The organism is Actinoplanes regularis (assembly GCF_900188005.1).
GTDB lineage: Bacteria > Actinomycetota > Actinomycetes > Mycobacteriales > Micromonosporaceae > Actinoplanes > Actinoplanes regularis.
The window spans coordinates 143,836-169,718 of the sequence record NZ_FZNR01000017.1 but is presented as its reverse complement, the minus strand read 5'-3'; the positions used below and the strand labels follow the sequence as shown (position 1 = coordinate 169,718).

At 71.8% G+C, this 25,883-nt stretch carries 24 protein-coding genes; 15 read left to right on the top strand and 9 right to left on the bottom strand.

The window, feature by feature from the left end; all coding sequences use genetic code 11:
- Nucleotides 1-5 precede the first annotated feature (5 nt).
- Nucleotides 6-335 (bottom strand): hydrogenase maturation nickel metallochaperone HypA/HybF, encoded by a 330-nt coding sequence (locus CHC09_RS33285; RefSeq protein WP_089297218.1) that lies wholly within the window; start codon nt 333-335, stop codon nt 6-8.
- Nucleotides 336-429: 94 nt separating this feature from the next.
- On the opposite strand from CHC09_RS33285, the gene CHC09_RS33280 reads away from it, so the two are divergent.
- From CHC09_RS33280 to CHC09_RS33225, 12 genes are read left to right on the top strand one after another with little or no spacing between them, the layout of a single operon-like run.
- Nucleotides 430-2,190: a nickel-dependent hydrogenase large subunit gene (locus tag CHC09_RS33280; RefSeq protein WP_089297217.1), complete on the top strand. Its 1,761-nt coding sequence runs from the start codon at nt 430-432 to the stop codon at nt 2,188-2,190.
- Entirely contained in the window at nt 2,187-2,810 is a 624-nt protein-coding gene (locus CHC09_RS33275) for a DUF5947 family protein (protein ID WP_239138691.1), read from the top strand. The genes CHC09_RS33280 and CHC09_RS33275 overlap by 4 nt, the downstream gene beginning before the upstream one ends.
- Nucleotides 2,807-3,436 (top strand): DUF6084 family protein, encoded by a 630-nt coding sequence (locus CHC09_RS33270; protein WP_089297216.1) that lies wholly within the window; start codon nt 2,807-2,809, stop codon nt 3,434-3,436. Before CHC09_RS33275 ends, CHC09_RS33270 begins: the two co-directional genes overlap by 4 nt.
- Nucleotides 3,433-4,662: a hypothetical protein gene (locus CHC09_RS33265; RefSeq protein WP_089297215.1), complete on the top strand. Its 1,230-nt coding sequence runs from the start codon at nt 3,433-3,435 to the stop codon at nt 4,660-4,662. Before CHC09_RS33270 ends, CHC09_RS33265 begins: the two co-directional genes overlap by 4 nt.
- On the top strand, nt 4,659-5,123 hold the full coding sequence (locus CHC09_RS33260; protein ID WP_089297214.1) for a hydrogenase maturation protease: 465 nt from the start codon (nt 4,659-4,661) through the stop codon (nt 5,121-5,123). The genes CHC09_RS33265 and CHC09_RS33260 overlap by 4 nt, the downstream gene beginning before the upstream one ends.
- Before the next feature lies 1 nt (nt 5,124).
- Nucleotides 5,125-7,674 (top strand): carbamoyltransferase HypF, encoded by a 2,550-nt coding sequence (gene hypF, locus CHC09_RS33255; RefSeq protein ID WP_089297213.1) that lies wholly within the window; start codon nt 5,125-5,127, stop codon nt 7,672-7,674.
- Nucleotides 7,674-7,928 (top strand): HypC/HybG/HupF family hydrogenase formation chaperone, encoded by a 255-nt coding sequence (locus CHC09_RS33250; RefSeq protein ID WP_089297212.1) that lies wholly within the window; start codon nt 7,674-7,676, stop codon nt 7,926-7,928. Before hypF ends, CHC09_RS33250 begins: the two co-directional genes overlap by 1 nt.
- On the top strand, nt 7,912-9,015 hold the full coding sequence (gene hypD / locus CHC09_RS33245) for a hydrogenase formation protein HypD (protein WP_089297211.1): 1,104 nt from the start codon (nt 7,912-7,914) through the stop codon (nt 9,013-9,015). The genes CHC09_RS33250 and hypD overlap by 17 nt, the downstream gene beginning before the upstream one ends.
- Nucleotides 9,012-10,070, top strand: coding sequence for a hydrogenase expression/formation protein HypE (gene hypE / locus CHC09_RS33240; RefSeq protein WP_089297210.1), 1,059 nt, complete (start codon nt 9,012-9,014; stop codon nt 10,068-10,070). The genes hypD and hypE overlap by 4 nt, the downstream gene beginning before the upstream one ends.
- A gap of 1 nt (nt 10,071) precedes the next feature.
- Nucleotides 10,072-10,764 carry a DUF6390 family protein gene (locus tag CHC09_RS33235; protein WP_089297209.1) on the top strand — a complete coding sequence of 231 codons (693 nt, stop codon included), beginning with the start codon at nt 10,072-10,074 and terminating at the stop codon, nt 10,762-10,764.
- Nucleotides 10,765-10,809: 45 nt separating this feature from the next.
- Nucleotides 10,810-12,363: a TrkH family potassium uptake protein gene (locus CHC09_RS33230; RefSeq protein ID WP_239138690.1), complete on the top strand. Its 1,554-nt coding sequence runs from the start codon at nt 10,810-10,812 to the stop codon at nt 12,361-12,363.
- Entirely contained in the window at nt 12,356-13,024 is a 669-nt protein-coding gene (locus CHC09_RS33225) for a potassium channel family protein (RefSeq protein ID WP_203833313.1), read from the top strand. Before CHC09_RS33230 ends, CHC09_RS33225 begins: the two co-directional genes overlap by 8 nt.
- Before the next feature lie 13 nt (nt 13,025-13,037).
- Here CHC09_RS33225 and CHC09_RS33220 read toward each other — a convergent pair whose 3' ends face one another.
- Entirely contained in the window at nt 13,038-14,003 is a 966-nt protein-coding gene (locus tag CHC09_RS33220) for a hypothetical protein (RefSeq protein ID WP_089297208.1), read from the bottom strand.
- 24 nt (nt 14,004-14,027) lie between these two features.
- Nucleotides 14,028-15,536: an FAD-dependent oxidoreductase gene (locus tag CHC09_RS33215; protein ID WP_089297207.1), complete on the bottom strand. Its 1,509-nt coding sequence runs from the start codon at nt 15,534-15,536 to the stop codon at nt 14,028-14,030.
- A gap of 163 nt (nt 15,537-15,699) precedes the next feature.
- Between CHC09_RS33215 and CHC09_RS33210 the strand changes: the two genes are divergently transcribed.
- From CHC09_RS33210 to CHC09_RS33200, 3 genes are read left to right on the top strand one after another with little or no spacing between them, the layout of a single operon-like run.
- Entirely contained in the window at nt 15,700-16,983 is a 1,284-nt protein-coding gene (locus CHC09_RS33210) for an MFS transporter (protein ID WP_239138689.1), read from the top strand.
- A 26-nt stretch (nt 16,984-17,009) separates the two neighbouring features.
- Nucleotides 17,010-17,582, top strand: a complete 573-nt coding sequence (locus CHC09_RS33205; protein WP_089297247.1) for an ArsR/SmtB family transcription factor — start codon at nt 17,010-17,012, stop codon at nt 17,580-17,582.
- A gap of 58 nt (nt 17,583-17,640) precedes the next feature.
- Entirely contained in the window at nt 17,641-18,405 is a 765-nt protein-coding gene (locus tag CHC09_RS33200) for a zinc finger Ran-binding domain-containing protein (RefSeq protein ID WP_089297205.1), read from the top strand.
- On the opposite strand, the gene CHC09_RS33195 is transcribed toward CHC09_RS33200, so the two are convergent.
- The 6 genes from CHC09_RS33195 to CHC09_RS33170 form a co-directional block, all read right to left on the bottom strand.
- The gene (locus CHC09_RS33195; RefSeq protein ID WP_089297204.1) at nt 18,402-18,734 is read right to left on the bottom strand and encodes a hypothetical protein; all 333 of its coding nucleotides are present in this window, start codon (nt 18,732-18,734) and stop codon (nt 18,402-18,404) included. The two genes, CHC09_RS33200 and CHC09_RS33195, sit on opposite strands and share 4 nt — an antisense overlap.
- A 1-nt stretch (nt 18,735) precedes the next feature.
- A complete protein-coding gene (locus tag CHC09_RS33190; RefSeq protein ID WP_089297203.1) occupies nt 18,736-20,457 on the bottom strand; it encodes a hypothetical protein in 1,722 nt (573 codons plus the stop codon).
- A 95-nt stretch (nt 20,458-20,552) separates the two neighbouring features.
- Nucleotides 20,553-21,500 carry a hypothetical protein gene (locus CHC09_RS33185; RefSeq protein WP_089297202.1) on the bottom strand — a complete coding sequence of 316 codons (948 nt, stop codon included), beginning with the start codon at nt 21,498-21,500 and terminating at the stop codon, nt 20,553-20,555.
- A 75-nt stretch (nt 21,501-21,575) separates the two neighbouring features.
- Entirely contained in the window at nt 21,576-23,096 is a 1,521-nt protein-coding gene (locus CHC09_RS33180) for a substrate-binding domain-containing protein (protein ID WP_239138688.1), read from the bottom strand.
- Nucleotides 23,097-23,722: 626 nt separating this feature from the next.
- A complete protein-coding gene (locus CHC09_RS33175) occupies nt 23,723-24,727 on the bottom strand; it encodes a sugar phosphate isomerase/epimerase family protein (protein ID WP_089297201.1) in 1,005 nt (334 codons plus the stop codon).
- A complete protein-coding gene (locus CHC09_RS33170) occupies nt 24,724-25,878 on the bottom strand; it encodes a Gfo/Idh/MocA family protein (RefSeq protein WP_089297200.1) in 1,155 nt (384 codons plus the stop codon). The genes CHC09_RS33175 and CHC09_RS33170 overlap by 4 nt, the downstream gene beginning before the upstream one ends.
- Nucleotides 25,879-25,883 lie beyond the last annotated feature (5 nt).

The following is a 25,883-nucleotide window of genomic DNA, read 5'->3' as shown; positions in this document are numbered from 1 at the left end:
TCCGCTCAGGTCACCTCCATCGACACGATCTGCAACTCACGGCCGCCGGTCACCGCGAGGTCGGCGCTGCCGCACGGGCAGAGCAGGACCAGGTCCGCGAGCTCGAGATCGGCACCGCAGGCCCGGCACCGGGCGGTGGCGGGGCGCTGCTCGATGTCGAGATCGGCCCCGTCGGCGTCGGTGCCCTCGGCCGCCAACTCCCAGCAGAAGAGCATGGCGCCGGGGACGACGGCCGTCAACGCTCCGACCCGGACGGTCACCCGGCGCACACGGCGTCCGTCGGCGCGCTCGCAAACGGCCTCCAGAATCCTTTGAACGATGGCCAGCTCGTGCACGCCAGGCGGCTCCCTTCGCTCGACATCGTGACACGTGGCGCTTCCGCACTGTCACCCGTCTCACACGTACGGGCTGAAGGGAAGTTGGTCAGCCATGGCAGCGGAACTCGTCGAGATGGCCTGGGATCCGATCACCCGGATCGTCGGCAGCCTCGGGATCTACACCAAGATCGACTTCAAGGCGAAGCGGGTGGCCGAGTGCCACAGCACCAGCTCGATCTTCCGCGGTTACTCGATCTTCATGAAGGGCAAGGACCCGCGCGACGCGCACTTCATCACGAGCCGGATCTGCGGCATCTGCGGCGACAACCACGCCACCTGCTCCTGCTACGCGCAGAACATGGCCTACGGAGTGAAGCCGCCGCACCTCGGCGAGTGGATCGTGAACCTCGGCGAGGCCGCCGAGTACATGTTCGACCACAACATCTTCCAGGAGAACCTGGTCGGCGTCGACTACTGCGAGCGGATGGTCGCCGAGACCAACCCCGGCGTGCTCGAGCTCGCGAACCGGACCCAGGCGCCGCACGCCGGCGACCACGGCTACCGGACGATCGGCGACATCATGCGCTCGCTCAACCCGTTCACGGGCGAGTTCTACCGCGAGGCACTGCAGGTCAGCCGTATGACGCGGGAGATGTTCTGCCTGATGGAGGGCCGGCACGTACACCCCTCCACGCTCTATCCCGGCGGCGTCGGCACGGTCGCGACCGTCCAGCTGATGACCGACTACCTGACCCGGCTCATGCGGTACATCGAGTTCATGAAGAAGGTCGTGCCCATGCACGACGACCTGTTCGACTTCTTCTACGAGGCGCTGCCTGGCTACGAGGAGGTCGGCAGACGCCGGGTCCTGCTGGGTTGCTGGGGGTCCTTCCAGGACCCGGAGCACTGCAATTTCCGGTACGCCGACATGGGCGCGTGGGGCCGGCGGATGTTCGTCACCCCGGGCGTCGTGGTCGACGGCAAGCTGCTCACCACCGACCTGATCCAGATCAACCTGGGCATCCGCATCCTGCTCGGCTCGTCCTACTACGAGGACTGGACCGACCGGGAGATGTTCGTGACGCACGATCCCCTCGGCAACCCGGTCGACCCGCGCCACCCGTGGAACCAGCACACCGATCCGCGCCCGCAGAAGCGCGACCTGGACGGCAAGTACAGCTGGGTGATGTCGCCGCGCTGGTACGACGGCCGCGACTACCTGGCCCTGGACACCGGCGGGGGCCCGCTGGCCCGGCTCTGGGTGACCGCGCTGGCCGGCCTCGTCGACATCGGCTACATCCGGGCGACCGGCGACAGTGTTCGGATCAACCTGCCGAAGACCGCCCTCAAGGGACCGGTCGAGCTGGAGTGGAAGATCCCTCGCTGGAGCAACACCCTCGAGCGCAACCGGGCGCGCACCTACTTCCAGGCTTACGCGGCGGCCTGCGCGCTGCACTTCGCCGAGAAGGCGCTGGCCGAGATCCGGGCCGGGCGGACCAGGACGTGGGAGCCGTTCGAGGTGCCCGACGAGGGGGTCGGCTGCGGCTTCACCGAGGCGGTCCGGGGCGCGCTCTCGCACCACATGGTGATCCGGGACGGCAAGATCGCAAACTACCACCCGTACCCGCCGACGCCGTGGAACGCCAGCCCGCGCGACAGCTTCGGCACGCCGGGGCCGTACGAGGACGCCGTTCAGGGCCAGCCGATCTTCGAGGAGAACGACCGGGAACATTTCAAAGGCATCGACATCATGCGGACGGTACGTAGTTTCGACCCGTGCCTGCCCTGCGGCGTGCACATGTACCTGGGTGGCGGCCGGAAGCTGGAGTTGCTGCACTCCCCCACCGGGTCGGCCGGGGACGGGTCGTCGTGAGCGGGTTCCCGCTGGCCGCGCTGCACCGCGCCGCCCGCGACCGCCCGCCGCCCGGCCCCGCGGTGGAGCGGTGTGACATGTGCGCGGCCGAGCTGGACGGCGGACATCGGCACCTGGTCGACCTGCTGGACCGGCGGATCATGTGCGCCTGCCACCCCTGCCGGCTGCTCTTCGCCGACGACCACACGCACCAGCGTTACCGGGCCGTCCCCGATCGTCACCTGCGCCTGGCCGGGCCGGTGCTCGACGGACGCGCCTGGGACGAGTTGCAGATCCCGGTCGGCCTCGCGTTCCTCTTCCACAACTCGGCGCGGGAACAGCCGGTGGCGTGCTATCCCGGGCCGGCCGGGGCCACCGAGTCCGACCTGGACCCGGGGGCCTGGGATCGGATCACCGCCGCTCACCCGGTGCTGGCGACGCTGCGGCCCGACGTCGAGGCGCTGCTGGTGCGGCGCGGCGCGGACGCCTACCTGGTGCCGATCGACGCCTGTTACGAGCTGACCGGGCGACTGCGTACGCGCTGGCGCGGCTTCGACGGTGGCCAGGAGGCGCACGCCGAGGTCGACGCGTTCTTCGCCCGGATCGACGGGCTCAGCCGCCCCGAGCGGAGAACGCCGTGAGCGACTACCGGTTCTCGGTGCTGGGTCTGGCGGCCGAGCCGTACTCGATGACGCCGCAGCTCACCGCCCGCCTGCGGGTCGAGGAGACCGGCGGGCGCCGCGTGCACGCCATCGTGCTGCGCTGCCAGGTCCGCGTCCAGCCGCAGCGCCGCCGCTACGAGACGGCCGAGCAGGACGCGCTGCGCGGGCTCTTCGGCGAGCGGTCCCGCTGGGCCGACACGCTCAAGCCGTTCACCTGGCTGCAGGCCGTCACCGTGGTGCCGGGCTTCACCGGGTCCACCGAGGCCGACCTGCCGCTGCCGTGCACCTACGACCTCGACGTGATCGGCACCCGCTACCTGCACGCGCTCGACGCCGGTGCCGTACCGCTCGACTTCCTCTTCTCCGGCACGATCTTCCTGCCCGGCCCCGACGGCTTCGCGGTCGAGCAGGTGCCCTGGTCCTGCGAGGCTCGCCACCTGATGCCCGTGGCCGTCTGGCGCGAGATGATCGAGCTGTACTTCCCCGGCTCCGGCTGGCTGCGGGTCAGCGACGACGTGCTCGCCGGCCTGGCCGCCCACCGCGCCCGGCACGACCTCACCGGCTGGGACGAGACGCTGCGCGAACTGCTCGGGAAGGCGCCGTGAACCTGCGGGCGGCCCGGGCGGTCGCCGACACCGTGCTGTACGAGGGCTACCTGCTCTACCCCTACCGGGCGAGCGCCGCGAAGAACCGGTCGCGCTGGCAGTTCGGCGTGCTCGGGCCGCCCGCCGCGGCCGGCGCGGCCTTCGCCGAGCCGCCCTCGCTCTCGGTGGACTGCCTGCTCGAACCGCGTACCGCGGCCGCCTCCCTCACCGTCCACGTGCGGTTCCTCCAGGTGCAGCGGCGCGAGACCCGGACGGCGGAGCCGGACTGGGACGAGGCCGTCGAACACGAGATCACCCTGGACGCGGTGCCGCTGCGCGGGCCGGCCGAGTTCCCGATCACCGTGCCCGGCGGCGTCGACGAGGACGGCCCGGTCGTCCGCCGCCGATGGCCCTTGACGGCCCGCGTGCGTACGGATGTGGAGCCCGACGGTGACCTGCTGCGACTCACCGTCGCGGTGACCAACGAGCATCCCGGCCCGGTGACCGGCAAGCGGGAGGCGACCCGGCGCTCGCTGATCGGCGCGCACCTGCTGATCGAGGCGCACGGCGGTGCCTTCCTCTCGATGCAGGATCCGCCGCCGCACGCCGCGGCGGCGGCCGCGCGCTGTCGCCAGCACCGCAGCTGGCCGGTGCTGGCCGGCTCGGACGATGTGCTGCTCTGCGCGCCGATCATCCTGTACGACAACCCGCGCCTCGCCGAGCAGAGCCCGGGGCCGCTCTTCGACGCCACCGAGATCGACGAGCTGCTCGCCCTGCGGGTGATGACGCTCACCGAGGACGAGAAGGCCGAGGCCCGGGCCACCGACGAGCGGGCGCGCGCCGTCGTCGACCGCTGCGACGCCCTCACGCCGGCCGAGCTCAGCCGGTTGCACGGCGTCCGCCGCGACCCGGCCACCGACGCCGCGGAGGGGTCCACGGTGCCCTGGTGGGACCCGGCCGCCGACGCCGCGGCCGATCCGGAGACCGCCGCCGTGGTCGTCGACGGCGTCCGGGTGGCCAAGGGCAGCCTCGTGCGGATCCACCCGTCGCGGCGCGCCGACGCGCAGGACCTCTTCTACGCCGGTCGCGTCGCGCGGGTCACCGCCGTGGTCAGCGACGTGGACGGCGGCACGCACGTGGCCCTGGTCCTGACCGACGATCCCGGGGCCGACCTCCACGACTGGTACGGCCGCTACCTCTACTTCGCACCCGACGAGATCGAACCACTCACCGGAGAAGGACGGTGACCGCGCTGGTGGCGGGCGTCGGCAACATCTTCCTCGGCGACGACGGCTTCGGACCCGAGGTGGCCCGCCGGCTGGCCGCCGAGCCCCGGCCGCCGGGCGTCCGGGTCGTCGACTACGGAATCCGGGGCACGCACCTCGCCTTCGACCTGCTCGACGGCTACGACCGCCTCGTCCTGGTGGACGCCCTCGCCGGCGAACCGCCCGGCGAACTCGTCCTGCTCGAGGTCGGCCCGCAGGATCTCGGCGAGGGTGACACCGACCCGCACGGCATGAACCCGGTCGCCGTGCTCGCCGGCCTGTCGCGCCTCGGCGGCACGCTCCCGCCCACCTTCGTGGTGGGCTGCCGCGCCGCCTCGGTGGCCGAGGGGATCGGGCTCACGCCGCCCGTGGCCGCGGCCGTACCGGCGGCCGTCTCGGCGATCCGCCGGCTGCTGGATCCCCCGCGCTCCGGGAGGGCGTGACATGTGCCTCGGCATTCCCGGCCGGGTGGTGGAGCTTCTCGACGGCTTCGCCGGCCACCTCGCACTGGTGGACGTGCAGGGCGGGAGCCGGCGGGTCAACATCGGGATGCTCGACGCCCCGCCCGAGCCCGGCGCGTGGGTGCTGATCCACCTGGGCTTCGCCGTGGAGGTGATCGACGCGGCCGGCGCCGCCCGCGCCCTCGCCGGGCTGGAGCTGATCGGCCGGGGCCGCCGGCAGCGCCGGCGTTACACCGTGTCGGGACTGGTCCAGGGGGTGGGCTTCCGGCCCTTCGCGTACGCCACGGCCGCCGCGCTCGCCCTCACCGGGTCGGTCGCCAACACGGCCGACGGCGTGGTGATCGAGGTCGAGGGCGACCCGGACGACGTGGCGGAGTACGGGCGGCGGCTGCGCGCGCAGGCCCCGCCACTCGCCATGATCGTCGCCGTGGCGCAGGAGGAGCTACCGTCCACCGGCGGCACCGGCTTCACGATCGAACCGTCCCGCGGCGGTCCCGCCCGCACCCTCGCCTCGCCCGACGTGGCCACCTGCGCGGACTGCCTGCACGAGCTGGGGGACCCGGCCGACCGGCGGCACCGGCACCCGTTCATCAACTGCACCAACTGCGGGCCGCGCTTCACGATCATCACCGGGCTGCCGTACGACCGGGACGCCACCACCATGGCGAGCTTCCCGATGTGTCCCGCCTGCCGCGCCGAGTACGAGGACCCGGCCGACCGGCGCTTCCACGCCCAGCCGATCGCCTGCCCCGCCTGCGGCCCGCGGCTCACCCTCGTGGACGCGGCCGGGGCACCCGTCTCCCCCGGCGAGGACCCGGTGACCGCGGCCCGCCGGCTGCTCGCGTCCGGCCGGATCGTCGCGGTCAAGGGGCTCGGCGGCTACCACCTGGCCTGCGACGCCCGCGATCCGGCCGCCACCGGCGAACTGCGCCGCCGCAAGCAGCGCGGCGGGAAGCCGTTCGCCGTCATGGTCGCCGATCTCGGCACCGCGCGACGGCTCGCCGAGCTGAGCGCGGGCGACGAGGAGCTGCTCGGCGGCGCCCGCCGGCCCATCGTGCTCGCCCCGCGCCGGGCCGGATCCGGCCTCGCCGCCGAGGTCGCGCCCGGCAACCCCGACCTCGGCCTGATGCTGCCCTACACCGCGCTGCACGCGCTGCTGCTCGGGTTGCCCGGCGACCCGCCCGGCCCCGACGCGCTCGTGATGACCTCGGGGAACCGCTCCGGCGAGCCGATCGTCACCGACGACGGGGAGGCGCTGCGGCGGCTGGCCCCGCTCGCCGACGCCTGGCTGCGCCACGACCGGCCGATCCGGGTGCCCTGCGACGACTCGGTGAGCCGGCACGTCGACGGCGCCGAACTGCCCGTGCGCCGCTCGCGCGGTTACGCGCCGCTGCCCGTCGCGCTGCCGTTCCCGGTGGCACCGACGCTGGCGGCCGGCGCCGACCTCAAGAGCGCCTGCGCCGTCGCGAGCGGCCGGTACGCGTGGCTCAGCCAGCACATCGGCGACATGGACGACCTCGCCACCATCAACGCGCTGACCGTCACCGAGCGGCACCTCGAGGAGCTGACCGGGGTCCGGCCCGAGCTGCTCGTGGCCGACCTGCATCCCGGTTATCGCTCGTCCGAGTGGGCGCTGCGCAACGCGGACGGCCGCCCGGTGCGCCGGGTGCAGCATCACCACGCGCACGTGGCCTCGGTGATGGCCGAGCACGGGCTGGGCGCCGGCGAGCGGGTGATCGGGGTGGCGTTCGACGGCACCGGCTTCGGGCCCGACGGCGCGGCGTGGGGCGGCGAGGTGCTGGTCGCCGGATACCGGACCTACCGGCGCGCGGCCCGGCTCGGGTACGTGCCGCTGGCCGGCGGGGACGCGAGCGTGCTGCGGCCGTACCGGATGGCGCTGGCGCATCTGCACGCCGCCGGCCTGCCCTGGCACTCCTGGCTGCCGCCGGTGGCGGCCTGCCCGCGGGCGGAGCGTGACCTGCTCGCCCGGCAGTTCGCGACCGGCGCCGGCTGTGTGCCGACCTCGAGCATGGGCCGGCTCTTCGACGCGGTCTCGTCGCTGATCGGCGTCCGGCACGCCGTCGAGTACGAGGCCGAGGCCGCCATCGTCCTGGAGGGTGTGGCGCGGGCGGCACCGGCGGGGCCCGGACGGGCGTACCGCTTCGAGGTGAGCGTGAGCCCCGACGGCTCGGACGTCGCCGACCCCGGCCCGGTCGTCCGCGACCTCGCGACCGACCTGCGCGCCGGGGTGCCGGCGCCGGTTCTGGCCGCCGGCTTCCACGCGGCGGTGGCCGGCCTCATCGCCGACCTCGCCGACCGGTGCCGCGAGCGCACCGGGCTCGACGTGGTGGCGCTGGGCGGCGGGGTGTTCCAGAACGCGCTGCTCATCTCGGGGGCGAGCCGGCTGCTGCGGGAGCGGGGCTTCACCGTGCTGCGCCCGCGCCTGCTGCCGCCCAACGACGGCGGCATCGCCCTGGGCCAGCTGGTGATCGGCGCGTCCGGCGGTTCCTGGAATCCAGCGGAGGAGGACTGATGTGCCTGGCGGTACCCGGGCGCGTCCTGCGTGTCACCGAGGCCGACGGCATCACCATGGCCGAGGTCGACTTCGGCGGGGTACGCAAGAGCGTCTGCCTGCAGTACGTCCCGGACGCGGCGGTCGGTGAGTACGTCGTGGTCCACGTCGGATTCGCCATCCAGCGGCTCGACGAGCGGTCGGCACGCGAGACCCTCGAGACCTTCGAGCGGATGGGCGTCCTCAAGGAGGAGTTCGGTGAAGTACCTCGATGAGTTCGGCGATCCGGAGCTGGCCCGGCGGCTGCTCGACGAGATCCACGCCGTCACCACCCGCCCCTGGGCGATGATGGAGATCTGCGGCGGCCAGACGCACTCGATCCTGCGGCACGGCATCGATCAGCTGCTTCCCGAGAGCATCGAGCTGATCCACGGGCCGGGGTGCCCGGTCTGTGTGACCCCGCTGGAGACCATCGACAAGGCGCTGGCCATCGCCGAGCGGCCGGGAGTGACGTTCTGCTCGTTCGGCGACATGCTGCGCGTGCCGGGCAGCGGCCGGGACCTGCTCTCGGTCAAGAGCGCGGGCGCCGACGTACGGGTGGTCTACTCCCCGCTCGACGCGCTGAACCTGGCCCGGGAGAATCCCGACCGGCAGGTGGTGTTCTTCGGGATCGGCTTCGAGACCACGGCGCCCGCCAACGCCATGACCGTCCACCAGGCCGAACGGCTCGGGATCGGCAACTTCTCGCTGCTGGTGTCGCACGTGCTGGTGCCACCCGCGATCGCGGCCATCATGGAGTCGCCGCGCTGCCGGGTGCAGGCGTTCCTGGCGGCCGGGCACGTGTGCAGCGTGATGGGCACGAGCGAGTACCCGCCGCTGGCGCAGCGGTACCGGGTGCCGATCGTGGTCACCGGATTCGAGCCGCTGGACCTCCTCGAGGGCATCCGGCAGACGGTCGTGCTGCTCGAGGCCGGGCGGCACGAGGTGGCCAACGCGTACCCGCGAGCCGTACCCGACGCGGGCAACCCCGCCGCCATCGCCATGCTGGGCGATGTCTTCGAGGTCACCGACCGCACCTGGCGCGGCATCGGGCGCATTCCGCGCAGCGGCTGGCGGCTCTCGCCGCGCTACCGCGAGTTCGACGCCGAGGAGCGGTTCGCCGTGAGCGACGTGCGCACCCGGGAGCCGGCGGTGTGCCGCTCCGGCGAAGTGCTGCAAGGGCTGATCAAGCCGCACGAGTGCGCCGCGTTCGGCAAGCAGTGCACGCCACGCGACCCGCTCGGGGCCACCATGGTGTCCGCCGAGGGCGCGTGCGCCGCGTACTTCGCGTACCGGCGGCTCGACCTGGCCCGGCGCTCATGAGCGGAGGGCTGGACTTCGAGGGCTGGACGTGCCCGGTCCCGCTGCGCGACACCCCCACGGTGGTCATGGGGCACGGCGGCGGCGGAGCGATGTCGGGCGAGCTCGTCGAGCACCTCTTCCTGCCCGCGCACGGTACGGCGGGGAACACCGTGCTCGGCGACAGCGCGGTCGTGGACGTCGGCGGGGCGCGGATCGCGTTCTCCACCGACGCGTACGTGGTGAAGCCCATGGTGTTCCCCGGCGGTTGCCTCGGCGACCTGGCCGTCAACGGCACCGTCAACGACCTCGCCATGGCCGGGGCCACCCCGCTCTACCTGTCCATCGCGTACATCCTGCAGGAGGGCACGCCGCTCACCGAGGTCCGGCGGATCGCCGCCGCGGCCGGTGCGGCGGCGCGGGCCGCGGGCGTACGGCTGATCACCGGCGACACCAAGGTCGTCGACAACGGCAGCGGCGACGGCGTCTTCGTCACCACGTCCGGGGTGGGCCTGGTGGCCGCGGGCGTCGAGATCGGCCCGCACCGCGCCACACCCGGCGACGCCGTGCTGATCAGCGGCGACCTCGGCGTGCACGGCGTGGCGGTGCTGAGCGTCCGCGCGGGACTCGAGTTCGACACTGCGGTCAGCAGCGACACCGCGCCACTGAACGGCCTGGTCGCCGCCGTGCTCGCCACCGGGGCCGACGTGCACGTGCTGCGCGACCCGACCCGTGGTGGGGTGGCCGCGTCGCTCAACGAGATCGCCCGTACGGCCGGGGTGGGCGTCTCCCTCGAGGAGCGGCGATTGCCGGTCCCGGGCGGGGTGGCCGACGCGTGCAGCCTGCTCGGGCTGGACCCGCTGGAGGTGGCGAACGAGGGCAAGCTGCTGGCGTTCGTTCCGCGGGACGACGCGGACCGGGTCCTGGCCGCCATGCGCGGGCACCCGCTCGGGGCGGGTGCCCGCCGCATCGGCGTCTGCGTGCCCGAGCATCCGGGGATGGTGGTGGCGCGGACGGCGCTGGGCGGCACCCGGGTGGTGAACATGCCGATCGGCGAACAACTCCCCCGGATCTGCTGACGTGAGCGTCGCCGGAGCGTTGCTCTTCGCGCGCTACGCCTACCCGCCCAACGAGCTGGGCTACTGCGGGCCGCCCGGCGCCCGTGCGCTGCTGAGCAGCTCCGCGGACGAGATCGCCCGGCGGGCGCGCGCCTTCGAGGGCGCCTGGGCCTACCTGGAGTTCCTGGCCGGGGTGGCCGGGACGGCCGATCCGCTGGACGAGCGGGTGGTGGAGGCGTACTGGGTGGGGGGTCCGCTGCTCGACGCGGTCGTGCCGGAGCGGCTCGTTCCGTTCCTGCGGGAGCGCTTCGCCGGGCAGTTGGCGGGCGGGTGGGCCGAGGGCGGGGCACGGGCGGTGGCGCACCACAGCTTCCACGTGTTCGAGGTCTATCCGTGGGCGGCGCTGCTGCGCCGCACCGGCCACCCGCATGCGGCGTCCGTGCTCGACCGGTGCCGCATCCGTACCGGCGTGGTGCGGGACGTGCGCGGTGAGACCGCCACGGTCACCTGCCGGCCGCTGGTCTGGGACGGTGAGCGGCTCACGCACGGTCCCCCGCGCGCCGAGGTCGCGGCCTGGTCGGCGAGCGGCCGTACGCTGCTGGACGGCCTCGCGCCGGGCGACCGGGTGTCGCTGCACTGGGACTGGGTCTGCGACCTGATCACGACCGAGCAAGCGACCCGGATCGAGGACCAGGAACGTCTGCGGCTGGCGTGACGGAACGGCGCCCGCGCCCGGGCCCCTCGGGGAATCATGGGACTGGTGGATTCGACTCGAGGTCAGCTGCTGCTCGGGCTGCTGACGTTGGCGGGGTTCTTCACGGTGATGGCCGCCGGTGTGGCGCTGCTGGTGTGGGCGCCGTTGAGCAGTCCGTCGCCGGCGGGGGCTCCGCGCCGGGCGGGGCGCCGGGGTGACCTCGTCTCGCCGGCACGGTTGTGGGGGTACCTGCGAGGGCTGCGGCCGCCCACGCCGGTGATCCGGTGGCTCGGGCGGGTGGCGCGGCGCCCCGCCAAGCTGATGGTGCTGGGGTTCGCGGGGGCCATCGCGATGGGTTGGGGGCTGTTGATGGTTCCCGCGGCCACCTCGGCCGGGCGGGAGGCCGGTGGGGTCACGGCGCTGTTCACCGCCACCTCGGCGGTGTGTGTGACAGGGTTGACGATCGAGGACACCAGCACCTACTGGTCGGGATTCGGTGATGCGGTCATCGTCGGCCTGATCCAGATCGGCGGCTTCGGCATCATGACGTTCGCGTCGCTGCTCGGCTTGCTGGTGGCCCGCCGATTGCGGATGCGGCTGCAATTGAGTGCTCAGGCCGAGACGAGGACCATGGGCGTGGGCGAGGTCCGGCGGGTTGTGCTCGGGGTGCTGCGTATAAGCGTGCTGGTGGAGGCCCTGGTGGCGATGCTGCTGACGTGGCGGTTCGCCGACGGCTACGGTGAGCCGTGGAGCCGGGCCGCATACCTGGGTTTGGTCCACTCGGTCTCGGCGTTCAACAACGCGGGCTTCGGGTGGTATCCGAACAATCTGATGCGATTCGTCGGCGACCCGTTGATCTGCCTGCCGATCTCGGCGGCGGTCATCATCGGCGGGCTCGGCTTCCCGGTGCTCTTCGAACTGCGTCGCACCCTGCACAAACCACGAAAATGGTCGCTGCACACCAAGATCACCATTGGGATGACCGTGATCCTGCTGAGCCTGGGCTGGGTGTTGATCACATGGGCGGAGTGGACCAACCCCGCGACGCTGGGCGGGCTGGGATTCAAGGAAAAGCTGCTCGCCGGGTTCACCACCGCGGTGATGCCCCGCACGGCCGGGTTCAACAGCGTGGACCTGTCCCAGATACACGACACGACCATGTTGATCAATATCATCCTGATGTTCATCGGAGGCGGCAGTGCCAGCACGGCGGGCGGGATCAAGGTCACCACCTTCGCGCTGCTCGGTTTCGTGATCCTCGCCGAGATCCGCGGCGAGCCGAGCGTGCACGCGCTGGGCCGGCGCCTGCCGGCCGCGATCCAGCGGCAGGCGCTGACCATCGCCCTGCTCAGCGTCGGCATGGTGATGGCCGCCACGCTGGCCCTGCTGGCGCTGACCCCGTTCGCCGGGAAGGACGTGCTGTTCGAGGTCACCTCCGCGTTCGCCACCGTGGGCATGACGACCGGCATCACCGCCAAGGTCGGCACGGCCGGGCATCTCCTTCTCATCGCGCTGATGTTCATCGGCCGGCTCGGCCCGATCACGGCCGCGGCGGCGCTGGCGATGCGGGAACGGACCCGCCGGTACGAGCTACCCGAGGAGCGGACCATCGTTGGCTAAGAAACCGGCTGTCGACGACCCCATCGCGGTGCTGGGCCTGGGCCGTTTCGGCGGTTCCCTGGCCCTCGAACTGATCCGCCAGGGCTGGGAGGTCATCGGCATCGACGCCGATTCGGGCGCCGTGCAGGCCCTCGCCGACAAACTCACGCACGCCGCGGTCGCCGACACCACCGACGAGGAGGCGCTGCGTCAGCTCGGGGTGCACGAGCTGACGAACGTCGTGGTGGGCATCGGCACCGACGTCCAGGCCAGCATCCTGACCACCTCGCTGCTGACCGACCTGGCCGTGCCGCACATCCTGGCCAAGGCCATCAGCCGGCAGCACGCCACCATCCTGCGGCGCGTCGGCGCCCATCACGTCGTGCTGCCCGAGCACGAGATGGGTGAGCGCGTCGCGCACATGGTCACCGGCCAGATCCTGAACTTCATTCAGCTCGACGACGACTACGTGCTCGCGAAGACCCACGCGCCGACGGTGGTGATCGACCGGACGCTGGCCGACGCCGACCTGCGCAAGACCCACGACGTGACCGTGGTGGCGATCAAACGGCCGGGGATACCGTTCACGCACACCACGGGGGACACCGTCGTCTACGCCGGCGACGTCCTGATCGTCGTGGGCGATCCGGCCAGCGTGCAGGCGTTCGCGAGCCTCACCTGAGGCGGGTGCGCGATCACGGCATGACCGTCGCGTGCGGGTGGTCGAACGAGACGGGGCAGTAGAAGACGTACCAGTCGAAGCCCCGGCCGATGACGATGTCGGTCAGCGGGTCGGCCAGGTCGGCCGGATCCTCGATCGGCCGCCAGTGACCGGCCTCGTCCCACTCGCCCCAGCCGACGGTGAACAGCAGGTTCATCTCGGTGTCGCAGGTCTCGCAGGTCATCGTCCCGGGACCGGTCATTCGCCAGGAGGGGAAACCGCCCACCTTCCAGCCCGGCACCACGGACCACACCGAGTAGCCGGGGCCGTCCGTCTCCTTCTCCCACGCGTCGATCCGGGCCTGGAGGTCCTTGGGCAGCACCTCGTGGTACCGGTGGTCGACGAACTGCTCCGGATGCACGACGCACGGGTTCGGCAGGTAGTCCTCCTCGACCACCGCTGGTTCCGGCGCGGCCGGGAGCGGCCGGCCGATCTCGGCGGTGCGCCGCCAGACCAGCCGTAGCCTCGGGGCCTGGTCCTCGTCCACATGGCCCAGCGGGCACCAGAGCACCTGGAGCAGGTCGGTGTCGTCGGGGCCGATGAAGTCGGGAATGTCGCGGCGGTACAGCTGCGCCACCGGGATCAGCGGCACCGGCTGGTGGATCAGCTCCTCCGGTTCGGAGAAGCGGGTCTCCGGCAGCTCGGCCCGCTCCTCGTCGGTAAGGGCTGACCAGCTCGAGGCGTTCGCCTTCGCGCGGATCTCCCGGCTGCGGCGGACCACCGCCGGTCGCAGAAGCGTGTCGACGTCGTGTTCGTCACCGTCGGTGCACATCGGCCACGGCTCGTCGGCCGGCCACAGCAGCGGCCCGCCGATCGAGCTGTCGGCGATGGTGGGCGTGCCGGTACGCGGGTGCAGCCGGGTGGTCGTCCCCCGGTGCTTGTGAAGCTCGGGGAAGACCTCGGCGATGTCGAACGGACGCGGTGGTGTGGTACGTGCCATGACCGGCGATGCTAGCGATGATCGTCAATCCTGCTCGGCTCGTGACCGGAGCGAGCGCAGGTAGTCGCCGACGCTCCGCTCGTCATCCGGGTCCGCGATCAGGCCGATGTAGCCGTCCGGGCGGACCAGGACCAGGGTGTTCATCCCGTAAGCGGCCGCCACGTGCCCACCGTCGTCGCGCAGGCCGCCCGGCCCGATCCAGTGGGACCTGACGATGGCGGGGTCCGCACCGTCCAGTGGGGGCACGTCGTGCTCACCGATGGCGAGCAGCGTGAAGTGCGGGCCGCGGAACAGCTCGAAGAGGTGGCTCGGCACGCCGTCGGCGGTGCGCAGCGGCGCGTCCGGCGCCCGGTCCCCCGGCTGAACGCCGATCGTGCGGCCGGCCTGCCGGGAGAGCCGGCTCCACGGGTATCGGAGCAGCAACTGGGTCAGTTCGGGCGACGCCACCGCGTCCAGGCCCCCGCCCTTCTCCTTGACCGCCTCCAGGACCGCGGCGAGCCGCTCCGAGGTGATCTCCAACAGCCAGCCGGCGATCGGGAGCCGCTCCTCCTCGTAGCTGTCCAACAGCCCCGGCGTGGCCCGGCCGGCGACCACGAGACCGAGCTTCCAGCCCAGGTTGTACGCGTCCTGGATCCCGCTGTTCATACCGAGCCCGCCGGCGATGGGATGCACGTGCGCGGAGTCGCCGGCCAGGAACACCCGGTCCACCCGGAGCCGATCGACCATGCGGACATTGACCCGGTACGTCGAGCACCACGTCAGATCGTGCAGCCGCACCCCCGGAACCCCGGCGACCCGGTCGAAGGTCCGCTGAAAGCGCTCCAGAGTCGGCTCGAGCGGTGCGCCGTCCGGGCCACGCTCGTGGGACGACTGGATCTGGAAGAAGTCGGTACCGGGCAACGGGCAGAGCATGATCGTGCCGTCGCCGGTGAACCACTGATGCCAGGCGTCGCGGGCGAGCCCGTCGACCCGGACGTCACCGACCGCCATGACCTCCATCTCCGGTGTCTCACCGCGCATGGCCAGGCCGAGGGCCTTGCGGACCGTGCTGTGCCCGCCGTCGCAGCCGACCAGGTACCGGGCCCGGATCCGCTCCTCGCCCACCGCCGCCGTCACGCCGTCCGCGTCCTGCCGGAAGTCGCGCAGTTCGGCGCCGCGCTCGACGGTGACGCCGAGGACGTCCAGCCGCTCGCGAAGGATGCGCTCCACCCGCCACTGCGGGATCATCAGAGCGGCCGGGTACGGGACCTCGGGCGTCGGCACCTGGCCGGCCTGCGGGTCGACCTCGGCGATCACCTCGGTCCCCCGGTATTTCCGGTGGCGGAGGTGGCTGACCCCGGAGGCCAGGATCCGATCGACGACGCCCAGGTCGTCGAAGACCTCCAGGGTGCGTGGGCTCAACCCCTTCCCCCGTGAACCGGTGGGGAACTCGGGCGCCCGATCGATGATCCGCACGGCGGCACCGCGGCGGGCGAGGTCGCAGGCGAGCGTGAGACCGGTCGGGCCGCCACCGATTACAAGCACATCCGTCATGCCCTCATCCAAAAGTCACCCGGCTCGGGAAGAAAACCGACTGTTCGACATCAACCCGGTCGAGTGATCAACGTGGACAAGAGCCGTTGACAAATGGGCAAGAACTCTTGACCATTGGTCGCGGGTCGCCCGGGAGGCGGCCGAGACGACATCAAGGAGACCCATGGTCGATATGAAGACCCGTACCAACCTGCCGCCGGCGTTCCATCGCTTCTGGGCCGCCGCCGGCATCTCCTCGCTCGGCGACGGCATCCGGCTCTCCGCCCTGCCGCTGCTGGGCGCGACCCTGACCGACGACCCCACGGTCCTGAGCCTGCTCACCGCCGCCGCCCTGCTGCCCTGGCTGCTCTTCGGCGTCCTGGGTGGAGCGCTCGTGGACCGGTGGGACCGGCGCTCGACGATGTGGATCGCGGACCTCGCGCGGGCCACGCTGCTGGCCTTCGCCGCGGTGGCCGGGCTGGCCGGCCGGCTCAGCATCCCGGCGCTGCTGGTGGTGGCGTTCCTGCTGGGGATCGGGCAGCTGATGTTCGACACCGCGGCCCAGTCGTACGTCCCGCAACTGCTCGGCCGCGACCACGACGTCATGCAGCGGGCCAACAGCCGCCTCCGGGGTACGCAGCAGGTGGCCGACGGCTTCCTCGGACCGCCCGCCGGAAGCGCCCTGTTCACCCTGGGCCGGACGGTCCCGTTCGTCGCCGACGCGATCTCGTTCGCGGTCAGCGCCGTGCTCGTCCGCGCGCTGCCGGTCCTCCCCGTCAAGCGCGACGGGCCGCGCGGATCGCTGCTGGCCGACGCCCGTGACGGCGCCACCTACCTGTTCCGCGACCGGCTGCTGCTGGGCCTGGCGATCCGTCCCGCCATCGGCAACGTGGCCTTCATGGCCGGCGAGGCGGTGCTCGTGCTCTTCGCCCGCGACCGGCTCCACCTGGACGCCGCCGGGTACGGTCTGCTGCTCAGCTGCCAGGCGGTCGGCGGCGTACTCGGCACATTGCTCGCCGGGCGGTTGAGCCGCCACCTCGGCATCGGCGGCGCGCTCACCCTGACCGCCGCGACCGAGGCGGTCGCGCAGCTGGCACTCGCCTTCTCCGACCACGCCCTCGTCGCCGGTGCGGTGCTCGCCGTCACGGGCGCCGCGATCTCCGCGACGATGGTGCTCGGGCCCTCGATCCGCCAGACCATCGTCCCCGAGCACCTGATGGGCCGGGTCTCCGCGGCGAGCCGGCTGATGGCGGTCTCCGGCGGTCCCCTCGGTGCCGTGATCGGCGGTGTGCTCGCCTCCGCGTTCGGGCTGCGCGTCCCGTTCGTCTTCGGCGCGGTCCTGCTCGGCTCGATGACCCTGATCACCCTGCCGATGGTCACCAACCGCCGGATCGAGGCCGCGCTGGCCGCCGCCCGCGCGCCGGAGCGGGCGGTCCCCCACCGGCCGGAGGATGATGTCGATGCGTGATGATGGCGGGGAACAGGGGAGCCGACATGCCGCCCAGAGACGCCCGACCCCCGGCCGGCGAGGTGCCGGCGGCCGAGAGCGACCAGATCGCCCTGAGCAGCGACCTTCAGCTGCGCGCGATCAGCAACGTCGTCCGGCACCGGATCCTCGCGTTCCTGCTCTCCGGGCCGGCGACGATCGCCCAGATCTCCGAGGCGCAGGGCCTGCTCAAGGGCAGCACCAGCTACCACCTGCGGATCCTGCAGGACGCCGGCCTGGTCCAGGTGGTCAGCACGCGCAAGGTCCGCGGTGTCCAGGAGCGCACCTACGGCCGTACGGCGAAAAAGCTCGTCCTGCCCGACCCCGGCGCCGGCCAGCCGGACATCGTCATGCGCAACGCCCTGGCGGATCTGGAGTCGGCTCCGGCCGACTCCCGCCTGGTCGAGCTCCGTCATCTGCGTCTCGACGACGCCGCCTTCGACGAGCTGGCCACCCGGCTGCGCGCCCTGACCAGGGAGTTCTCGGCACGGAGCACACCGGACTCGGCGGCCGCGGACGTGGCGATCATGCTGTACCGGCCGGTCGACCGTCCACTCCCCAGCACTGACCATTCGTCGTGATCACGCATCGTACCTAAAGGGGTACCCGCGGTCGATGATCAATCGATAGCCTTGCCGCATGGAGTGCGCGTCCTGCGGTCTCGACAACGATCCGTCCGCGACGTACTGCGCCCGCTGCAACACCCTGCTGCTGGCGCCCCCGCCCGCCTCGGCGCCCACGATCTACATCGGGCCGCCCGCCCGGTCCTTCCCGCTGCTCCCGGCGCTGATCGCGGTCGCGGTGGTGCTGCTCTTCGGGGTGATCGGCATCGGTGTGCTGCTGGTCCGCGACCGCGACCGCGAGCCGATCCCGCCGGCCGCCCAGCCGGGCCCGACGGCGGTCGTCGAGGCCACGACGGCGCCGACGCCGGCACCCGGGCCGACCACGACGACACAATCCCCTCAGGAGGAGGCCCAGGTCGTCGACCAGGTGCTCGACCAGAGCACGGCCAGTCGCGCCAAGCTCAACCAGGCGATCGACAGGGTCAACCGCTGCACCCAGCTCGGCGCGGCGCTGGCCGACATGCGCGCCGTCGGTGACGAGCGCGGCCGGCAGATCGCCACGGTCGACGCCGCCGACCTCTCCGCGATCGACAGCGGCTCGCTGCGGTCGTCGCTGCGGTCCGCGCTGCAGGCCGCCCTGCAGGCCGACGAGGAGTTCGTGGCCTGGGCCGCGCCGACGGTGAGCGGCGGCTGCGGCGACACGGCGGCTCGCACCGCCGCGTGGGAGCGCGGTCAGACGTACTCGAAACAGGCGCAGACGGCGAAGAAGCGGTTCGTGGCGCTGTGGAACCCGATCGCGGCGTCGCTGGGCCGCCCGCAACGCAGCACCCAGAAGATCTAGCCCGGCCAGTGCGCGGCGACCAGCGCACCGATGGCGGCGACCGCTTCCAGGGCGGTCCGGGTGTTGCCGGCGTTGGTGGCGAGCCGCTCGAGGGCCGTGTCCACCCGCTCGCGGTTCTCCAGGGACGGCCGGCGCACCGCCTCCTCGAGGATCGGGATCTCCCGCTCAGCGGTCGCCGGATCGGGATGGACGGTGCGCAGCGCCGCGATCCGGGTCTCGAGCTCGCCGCGCAGCGCGGCGTCGAAGTAGTAGTTGGTCTGGGTGACCTTGTTGGTCCCGCCGAGGTTCTGCACGCCGCCGTTGAAGTTGACCGATCCGTTGAAGTTCACGTCAGGCTCCGCTCTTGGCCGCGATGTTCGTCTGCAGGATCAGGTTCCGGCCGCCGAGGTTCTGCACGCCGCCGTTGAAGATCAGGTCGCCGAAGGTCTGGTTGGTCACGTTCGCCTCGAACTCGCTGGTGTCGACGCCCTGCTCGCGCAGGTAGCCGATGACCGCCTCGGTCACCGTCTTGTCCAGCAGCTTGATGTACTTCGTACCGTCCAGCTTCTGCATGAACTTCCGGGTCTCGCGCGAGGCCCGGTCGCGGACGCTGAACCGCGCGCCGTAGTCGTAGTACCGCAACTCCTGCGCCGCGGCCGCCGAGCGGGTCATCCGGGAGCTCAGCCGCATCGCGTCCCAGCCGACCCGCACCAGGCGCCACGGCCCGTACAGATTGTCCCCGATGAACTGGCGGAAGGTGTCACCCCAGGCCAGCGACGTGACCCGGTCGGCGCGCAGCACGTCGGCGATCCGGTACTCGGCTCGCAGCGGCGGCTGGACCAGCGCGACGAACTCCGTGTAGAGCAGGCCGCCCTCGACCGCCAGGTGCACGAACGCCGTCACCGAGACGCCCGAGTCCTGTGCCGGCAGGATCGGCCGGCCGTCCACGGTCCTGATCTCCTTGCCGTTCGCCGGCACGACCACCCGCAGGTAGTGCCGCAGGCCGCCCTGCGGGCACGCCTCGATCGCGGCGATCGTCTCGGCCGACGCCTGGGTGTACGGCGTGCCGGTCTCCGGATCGATGAGCGGGTCATCGCCGCGGCGGGTGCCGTCGGCCGCCACATACGGCACCGTGTAGACGTTCGGGATCCGTTCACCGGCCCGCAGGGTCGTGTCGCGCAGCGCGAGGACCGCGGCGTTCACCCGCTGGTTGAGCTCGTGCGGGTCGAGCGCGATCCGGTGACCGTTCTGCTCGGCGACCCGGGGCTTCAGCGTGACCGCGAACGACCAGCTGTGCTCGATGGCGCCGCCCGAGCCCGCGTACGGATCGGAGTCGTGCACGGCGATGTTGCCCCGCTGCATCCGCGCGACCGTCGCCAGCCGGCGCTCCACCCGGCCGTTGTTCAACGGCTCCGCCCTGGCCCGGGCGCCCGGTGCGAGCTCACCGAAAATGACCTTGTAGACGTGCCAGCGGGAGAGGAACACCGCGGCGACCATCGCGGCGGGCGGCAGCAACGTGGTCAGCAGCGCGGCCCCCAGCAGGCCCCCGGCCAGCAGATCACTGAGCGCCGAAGTGGACGACGCGGACGCGACGTCGGCGAGCCGGGCGGTGAGCCAGTCCGGGGTCAGCCGTGAGATCACGAAGAGGGCGGTGAGCGCCATGACGAGCGTGACGAACCCGAGGATCACGACGGTGAGCGCGCCGATCCACAGCACCCGCAGCCGTGAGCCGCTCGGCGCCCGGAGCATCTCGACCACGACGCAGAGGCCGAGCCACGCCAGCGTGAGAGCACCGCTGAGCACGAACCCCGCCATCAGCACGACGGTGACCAGCGCGCACCGGAGGATCAGCAGACGCCGCGCGCGCAGGCAGTGCCGCACGACCGGATCGAGGTCGAACCCGAACGACGGCGGCACCGCTTTCCGCTCGGACTCGACGACCTCGCCGATGACCGCGTTGGCGTAGTCGATGTCCACATAGGCGGCGCTGCAGAGCCCGCGGGTGGTGTCGCTGAACTGCTCGGCGGGCCGGTAGTCCGGTGTGCTGAGCGGCGCCTGCTCCGGAGTCCTCACGGGCCGACCCTATTGGCAGTGATCGCTGTAAGGGCACCGTCCGTCAGGGCGAAGTCACTCAGCCGTTCCGCAAGCCGGTCCGGTTCGGTCGGGTGTCAGTCCGCGACCGTGATGGTGAAGGCGACCCGGTTCGCGCCGTCCGACTGGCCGGGGCCGTCGCTGAGCGCCACCTGGGTGGTGGCGGTGCCGAGCAGACCCGGTGCCGTGCCGGCCGCAGCGGTGAAGACCCACCCCCACGAGCGCGTCCGGCCCTCGTCGAGCCGGCCGCCCTCGATCGAGCAGACCAGCTGGAAACCACCGGGCGGCGTGGGCAGCGAACCGCCGACGCCGCAGACGCCGCCGGGCGACATGGTCGGCCACTCGTCGACGCCCGCCGGGATCGCGAGCTCGGTGCCGAGCGTGAAGTGCGGAGCGTCGCCCTCGTTGCGGACGACGACCGACGTGCTGCCCAGATAGGTGCCGTCGTCCTGACGGTTCAGGGTCACGTCGGCCACGGAGACGTTCAACTCGGCCTCGGTGTCCTGAACGTACGGCCGAGGATGGGTCAGCCCACCCGTGGCGGCGCGGAAGATCGCCTGGAACGAGGCGGTGGCGCCGCCCTGCACCTCGACCGTGCCCACCGCGGGCGCGACCCGCGCGAACGCCTGCGGCTTCGCCGGGGAGCGGAAGCTGATCGTCACCGTGGCGTTCGCCCCGGGCTGGATCGGGTCCTCGAGCGAGCAGCCGATGATGTCCCGCTCACCGTCACGTCCGGTCGGGCCGCACGTTCCCGTCCCCAGCGCCTCGCCGAACGTCCGCGCGATCGGCTCGGTGACGGTGATGCCACCGTCGTAGGGCTCGCCGGTGCGGTTCTTGATGACGATCCGGACACTGCCGACGTGCCCGAACGTCCCGGGCTCGAGGATCAGCCGGTTGACGCTGACGGTCACGCCCGCGGGCGTGGCCTGGGCGGCGGCGCCGCTGCCCAGCAGGAGGGATCCGGCCGCGAACGCGATTCCCAGTCCCCGCCTGCGCGGCGGCTTGGTGGTGAAGTGATCAAACACCGGCTCAAACTAATCGCACGTTCGCGTTGTCCGGCGCGGGCTTGCGGCCTCGTTCGAGTGAACCTGGCGGATTCATCAGCTGGGGCGGCAGAGTTGGGGGTTGGCCAGCTCGGCGCAGGGCCGGTCGCCGTTCGCGCGGATGATGTCGGCGCCCACCTGGTTGGTCAGGTAGCGCAGGAAGCTCGCGGCCAGCGACCGGGCGTCCGGCTCGCCGTGCGTGTAGCCGAACTCGGTCTCCCAGAACGGGTAGGTGCCGTGATCGGCCCCGATCACCTCGGCGGCCTGACCGTTGATCCGCACCAGCGTCAGGTCGTCGCGGACCGCGGCGGCGCCCAGTTCGCTGTAGCCGAGGGCGCCCGGCGTCTCGGCGACCGCGCGCAGCAGCGCCTCGGTGGAGTCGCGGGCGCAGCGGACCACACCCGGCGGTGTTCCGGGGTCGCGGTTGCGACAGTCGTCGGAGTTGCTGCCCGGCTCGCGCCGGCCGCCGAGGACCCGGTGCTGGAACGCGGCCCGGGTGCCCGATCCCGGGTTCCGGCTGATCAGCCGGATCGGCAGGTCCCTGCCGCCGATCTCCTTCCAGTTCGTGATCTCACCGCGGTAGATCCGCTGGATCTGCTCCTGCGCCAGGTCGTGCACCCCTGTCTCGGCGTTCACCACGATCGTGAAGAGGAAGAAGGCGATCGGCCGGGGCACCAGACCGGGCATGCCGGTCGGCTTCTCACCGTCCGAGAAGGCCAGCAGGCCCGCGGTGGACGCTTCGCCGCCGGCCTGCCGGGCGGCCTCGTTCAGGGTCAGCAGGCCCTCGCCGCTGCCACGCATGTCGAACGAGAACGACGCGTCCGGGCAGAGGTCCGCATAGGATCTCGCCGCCTCGCGCACGATCGGTTCGAAGGCGGTGGAGCCGGTCACCGTGAGCCGGCCGGCCGCGCAGTCCAGCGGGGTGGCCCGGTCGCTGCGCACGAAGATGAACAGCTGGGCGACGACGATCGCGGCGAGCAGCCCAATCAGCGCGTACAGCGTCCTGGGCGGGCCGGTGCGGCTCTCGGTCCGGTCGATGCCGCCCTGGCCCACGCCGCCCCGGATGCCGCCGGACACCTCCGGCTCCTGGTACTGCCCGAGCGGCGCGGTCGCCGTCGCGGCCCGGTCCAGCACGGCCAGCACCTTGTAGTGCGCCTTCTTGTTCAACTGGACGCGGGGCAATTCGATCGTGTCGCCGCCGACGGTGAGCTCGTCCCAGTCCTCGAAGTACGCCTTGAGGTACTTGTTGCTGAGCTCGGTCACCACCATGCCGACCACCGTGCGGTCGGGGAACCGGACGGTGATCCCGGCCTTCGACTTCACGGGCGCCGCGTAGTCGTTCTCGTCGATGCCGGTCGCGCCCGCGTTCTCGATCCGCAGCAGGACCACGGTGGGATCGGTCAGCTGCACGCCGTCCTTGCGCAGGTCGCCGAGCGCGCCGCGGAACGGGGTCTGCACCACGTCCATCGCGGTGGTGTCCATCTGGACCCGGTAACCGAGCCGTTTGCGGCCCTTGACGCCGAACTCGTACAACGCCGCGATCCCTGGAATGATCACACCGAGGGACGCGAGCGTCACGCTCCACCAGAACTCGATGACCGCCTCCGCGCTGCCGAGATTCCCGATCGTAGGACTACGCGGCGTAGCGCTCCCACGGCTGCGCCGAGGGTTCAGCAAACGTTCACGGCCGGTTCCGTCCACACCGGGCCGCCACCGCGCGCCGCGGCCCGCTTCCCGCCGCCCCGGAGGTCGAGGACGAGCCGCGGCGACAGCCGTCCGTGAAATGGGATGGGCACACGGGCCTACTGGCAAATATCGATCTCGGTCGCTAACGTGTCCACAACGTCGCTGACCGTAGAACCTGTGGTTACACGACGTTAAACGCACGGGTTACCTGTGTCGAGGCAGCGACGGCGCGTCCGCGCCGCCACCTCGACGACGAGAAGGGAGCACGGCTATGGCGAAGAAGGCGAAGAAGGACAAGAAGTCCAAGAAGAAGGAGAAGAAAAAGTAGCTGGACGCGCCGGGCCGGTCCCATCACGCAGGCTTCGGCCGGGTGGGGCCGGTCCGTCGATCACCCGCCATCCCCACGCCCGCGGGCCCCGCAGCGGCGCGGACGTGCCGCACGTCTCCTTCGCCGAGGGGCCCGCGCTCGTCGACGATCGACGGGCTCGGGCCCCTGCTGGTAACGCGGCGGCGGCCGCTCAGCGGCTGCTGAACGCGGCGTCGAATGTGGCCGCCGGTGCGCTGAAGCCCAGCTTCCGCACGAACTCCAGCGCCTCCGGCGCCCCCACCAGGCGATCCATTCCCGCGTCCTCCCACTCGACGGAGATCGGCCCCTGGTACCCGATGCTGTTGAGCGCCCGGAAGCACCGCTCCCACGGCACGTCGCCGTGTCCCGTGGAGACGAAGTCCCAGCCGCGTCGCAGGTCGGCCCAGGCCAGGTGGGAACCGAGCCGCCCGTTGCGGCCGTTGCCGACGGCGAGCTTCACGTCCTTGCAGTCGACGTGGTAGATGCGGTCGGCGAACTCGAGGATGAAGTCGGCCGGGTCGAGGTCCTGCCACACGAAGTGTGACGGGTCCCAGTTGAGCCCGAAGGCGGGGCGGTTGCCCACGGCGTCCAGGGCGCGGCGGGTGGTCCAGTAGTCGTACGCGATCTCGCTCGGGTGGACCTCGTGCGCGAACCGCACGCCCACCTCGTCGAAGACGTCGAGGATCGGGTTCCACCGGTCGGCGAAGTCCTGGTAGCCGGCGTCGATCACGTCCTGGGAGACGGGCGGGAACATGGCGACGTACTTCCAGATCGCCGAGCCGGTGAAGCCGACGACGGTGTCCACGCCGAGCCGGGCCGCCGTGCGCGCGGTGTTCTTGAGCGCCTCGGCGGCCCGCTGCCGTACGCCCTCGGGGTCGCCGTCTCCCCACACGCTCGCCGGCAGGATGTCGCGGTGCCGGTGGTCGATGGGGTCGTCGCAGACGGCCTGGCCGGTGAGGTGGTTGGAGATGGCGAAGACCTTGAGGCCGTACTTGTCGAGGGTCTCCTTCTTCGCCGCGAGGTAGCCGTCGTCGACGGCGCCGAGGTCGACGTCGAGGTGGTCGCCCCAGCAGGCGATCTCCAGGCCGTCGTAGCCCCAGCCGGACGCGAGCCGGCAGACCTCCTCGAACGGCAGGTCGGCCCATTGACCGGTGAAGAGCGTGACCGGGCGGGTCATGATTTCTCCTCAGGTTGTTCGACGGTAGTCCATGAGCAAGTCTCGGCGGAACGGGACACCGCGTCGAGGACCAGCTGGACCTGAAGTGCGTCGGTGAAGGACGGTGCCGGGTGCTGCCCGGTCGAGATCGCCTCGATCAGGTCGCGGGCCTGGTGGGTGAAGGTGTGTTCGTAGCCGATCGGGTGGCCCGCCGGCCACCAGGCCGTCATGTACGGATGTTCCGGTTCGGTCACCAGGATCCGGGTGAATCCGCGCTCGGCGGCCGGCTTGGTGGCGTCGTAGAACTCCAGCTCGTTCATCCGCTCGAAGTCGAAGGCGAGCGTGCCGAGGGAGCCGTTGAGCTCGACGCGCAGGCCGTTCTTGCGGCCGGTGGCGAAGCGGGTGGCCTCGTACGTCGCGATCGCCCCGCCACTCAGCCGGGCGAGGAAGAGCGCCGCGTCGTCCACGGTCACGTCGCCTAGCTCGTCGGAGCCCGGCAGCGGCCGCCGCTTGACGAACGTCTCGGTGAGGGCGGAGACCGTGGTGATCGACTGTCCGGTCACGTGCTGGGTCAGGTCGACGATGTGCGCGCCGATGTCACCGAGCGCGCCGGAGCCGGCCACCTCCTTCCGGAGCCGCCAGACCAGCGGGAACCACGGGTCGACGATCCAGTCCTGCAGGTAGTTCGCGCGGATGTGCCGCACGTCGCCGATCCGGCCGGCGGCGACCATCTCCCGCATCAGGGTGACGGCCGGGACGCGCCGATAGTTGAATCCGCACATCGCCACGACGCCGGTGGTGCGCGCCGCTTCCGCCGCGGCGGCCATCTCCCGGGCCTCGGCCACGGTGTTGGCAAGCGGCTTCTCACACAGGACGTGTTTGCCCGCCGCCAGGGCCGCCAGCGCGATCTCGAAGTGCGTGTCGCCCGGCGAGCAGATGTCGATCAGGTCGATGTCGTCACGAGTGATCAGCGAGCGCCAGTCCGTGGTGTGTTCGGCCCAGCCGAGCCTGGTGGCCGCGGCCGCCACCGCCTGCGCGGAGCGGCCGCTCACCGCCTGCATTCGTGCCGACAGCGGCAGGTCGAAGGCGTGGTTGACGGTGCGCCAGGCCTGGGAGTGCGCGGCGCCCATGAACGCGTAGCCGACCATGCCGACCCGCAGCTGTTTCGACATGAATC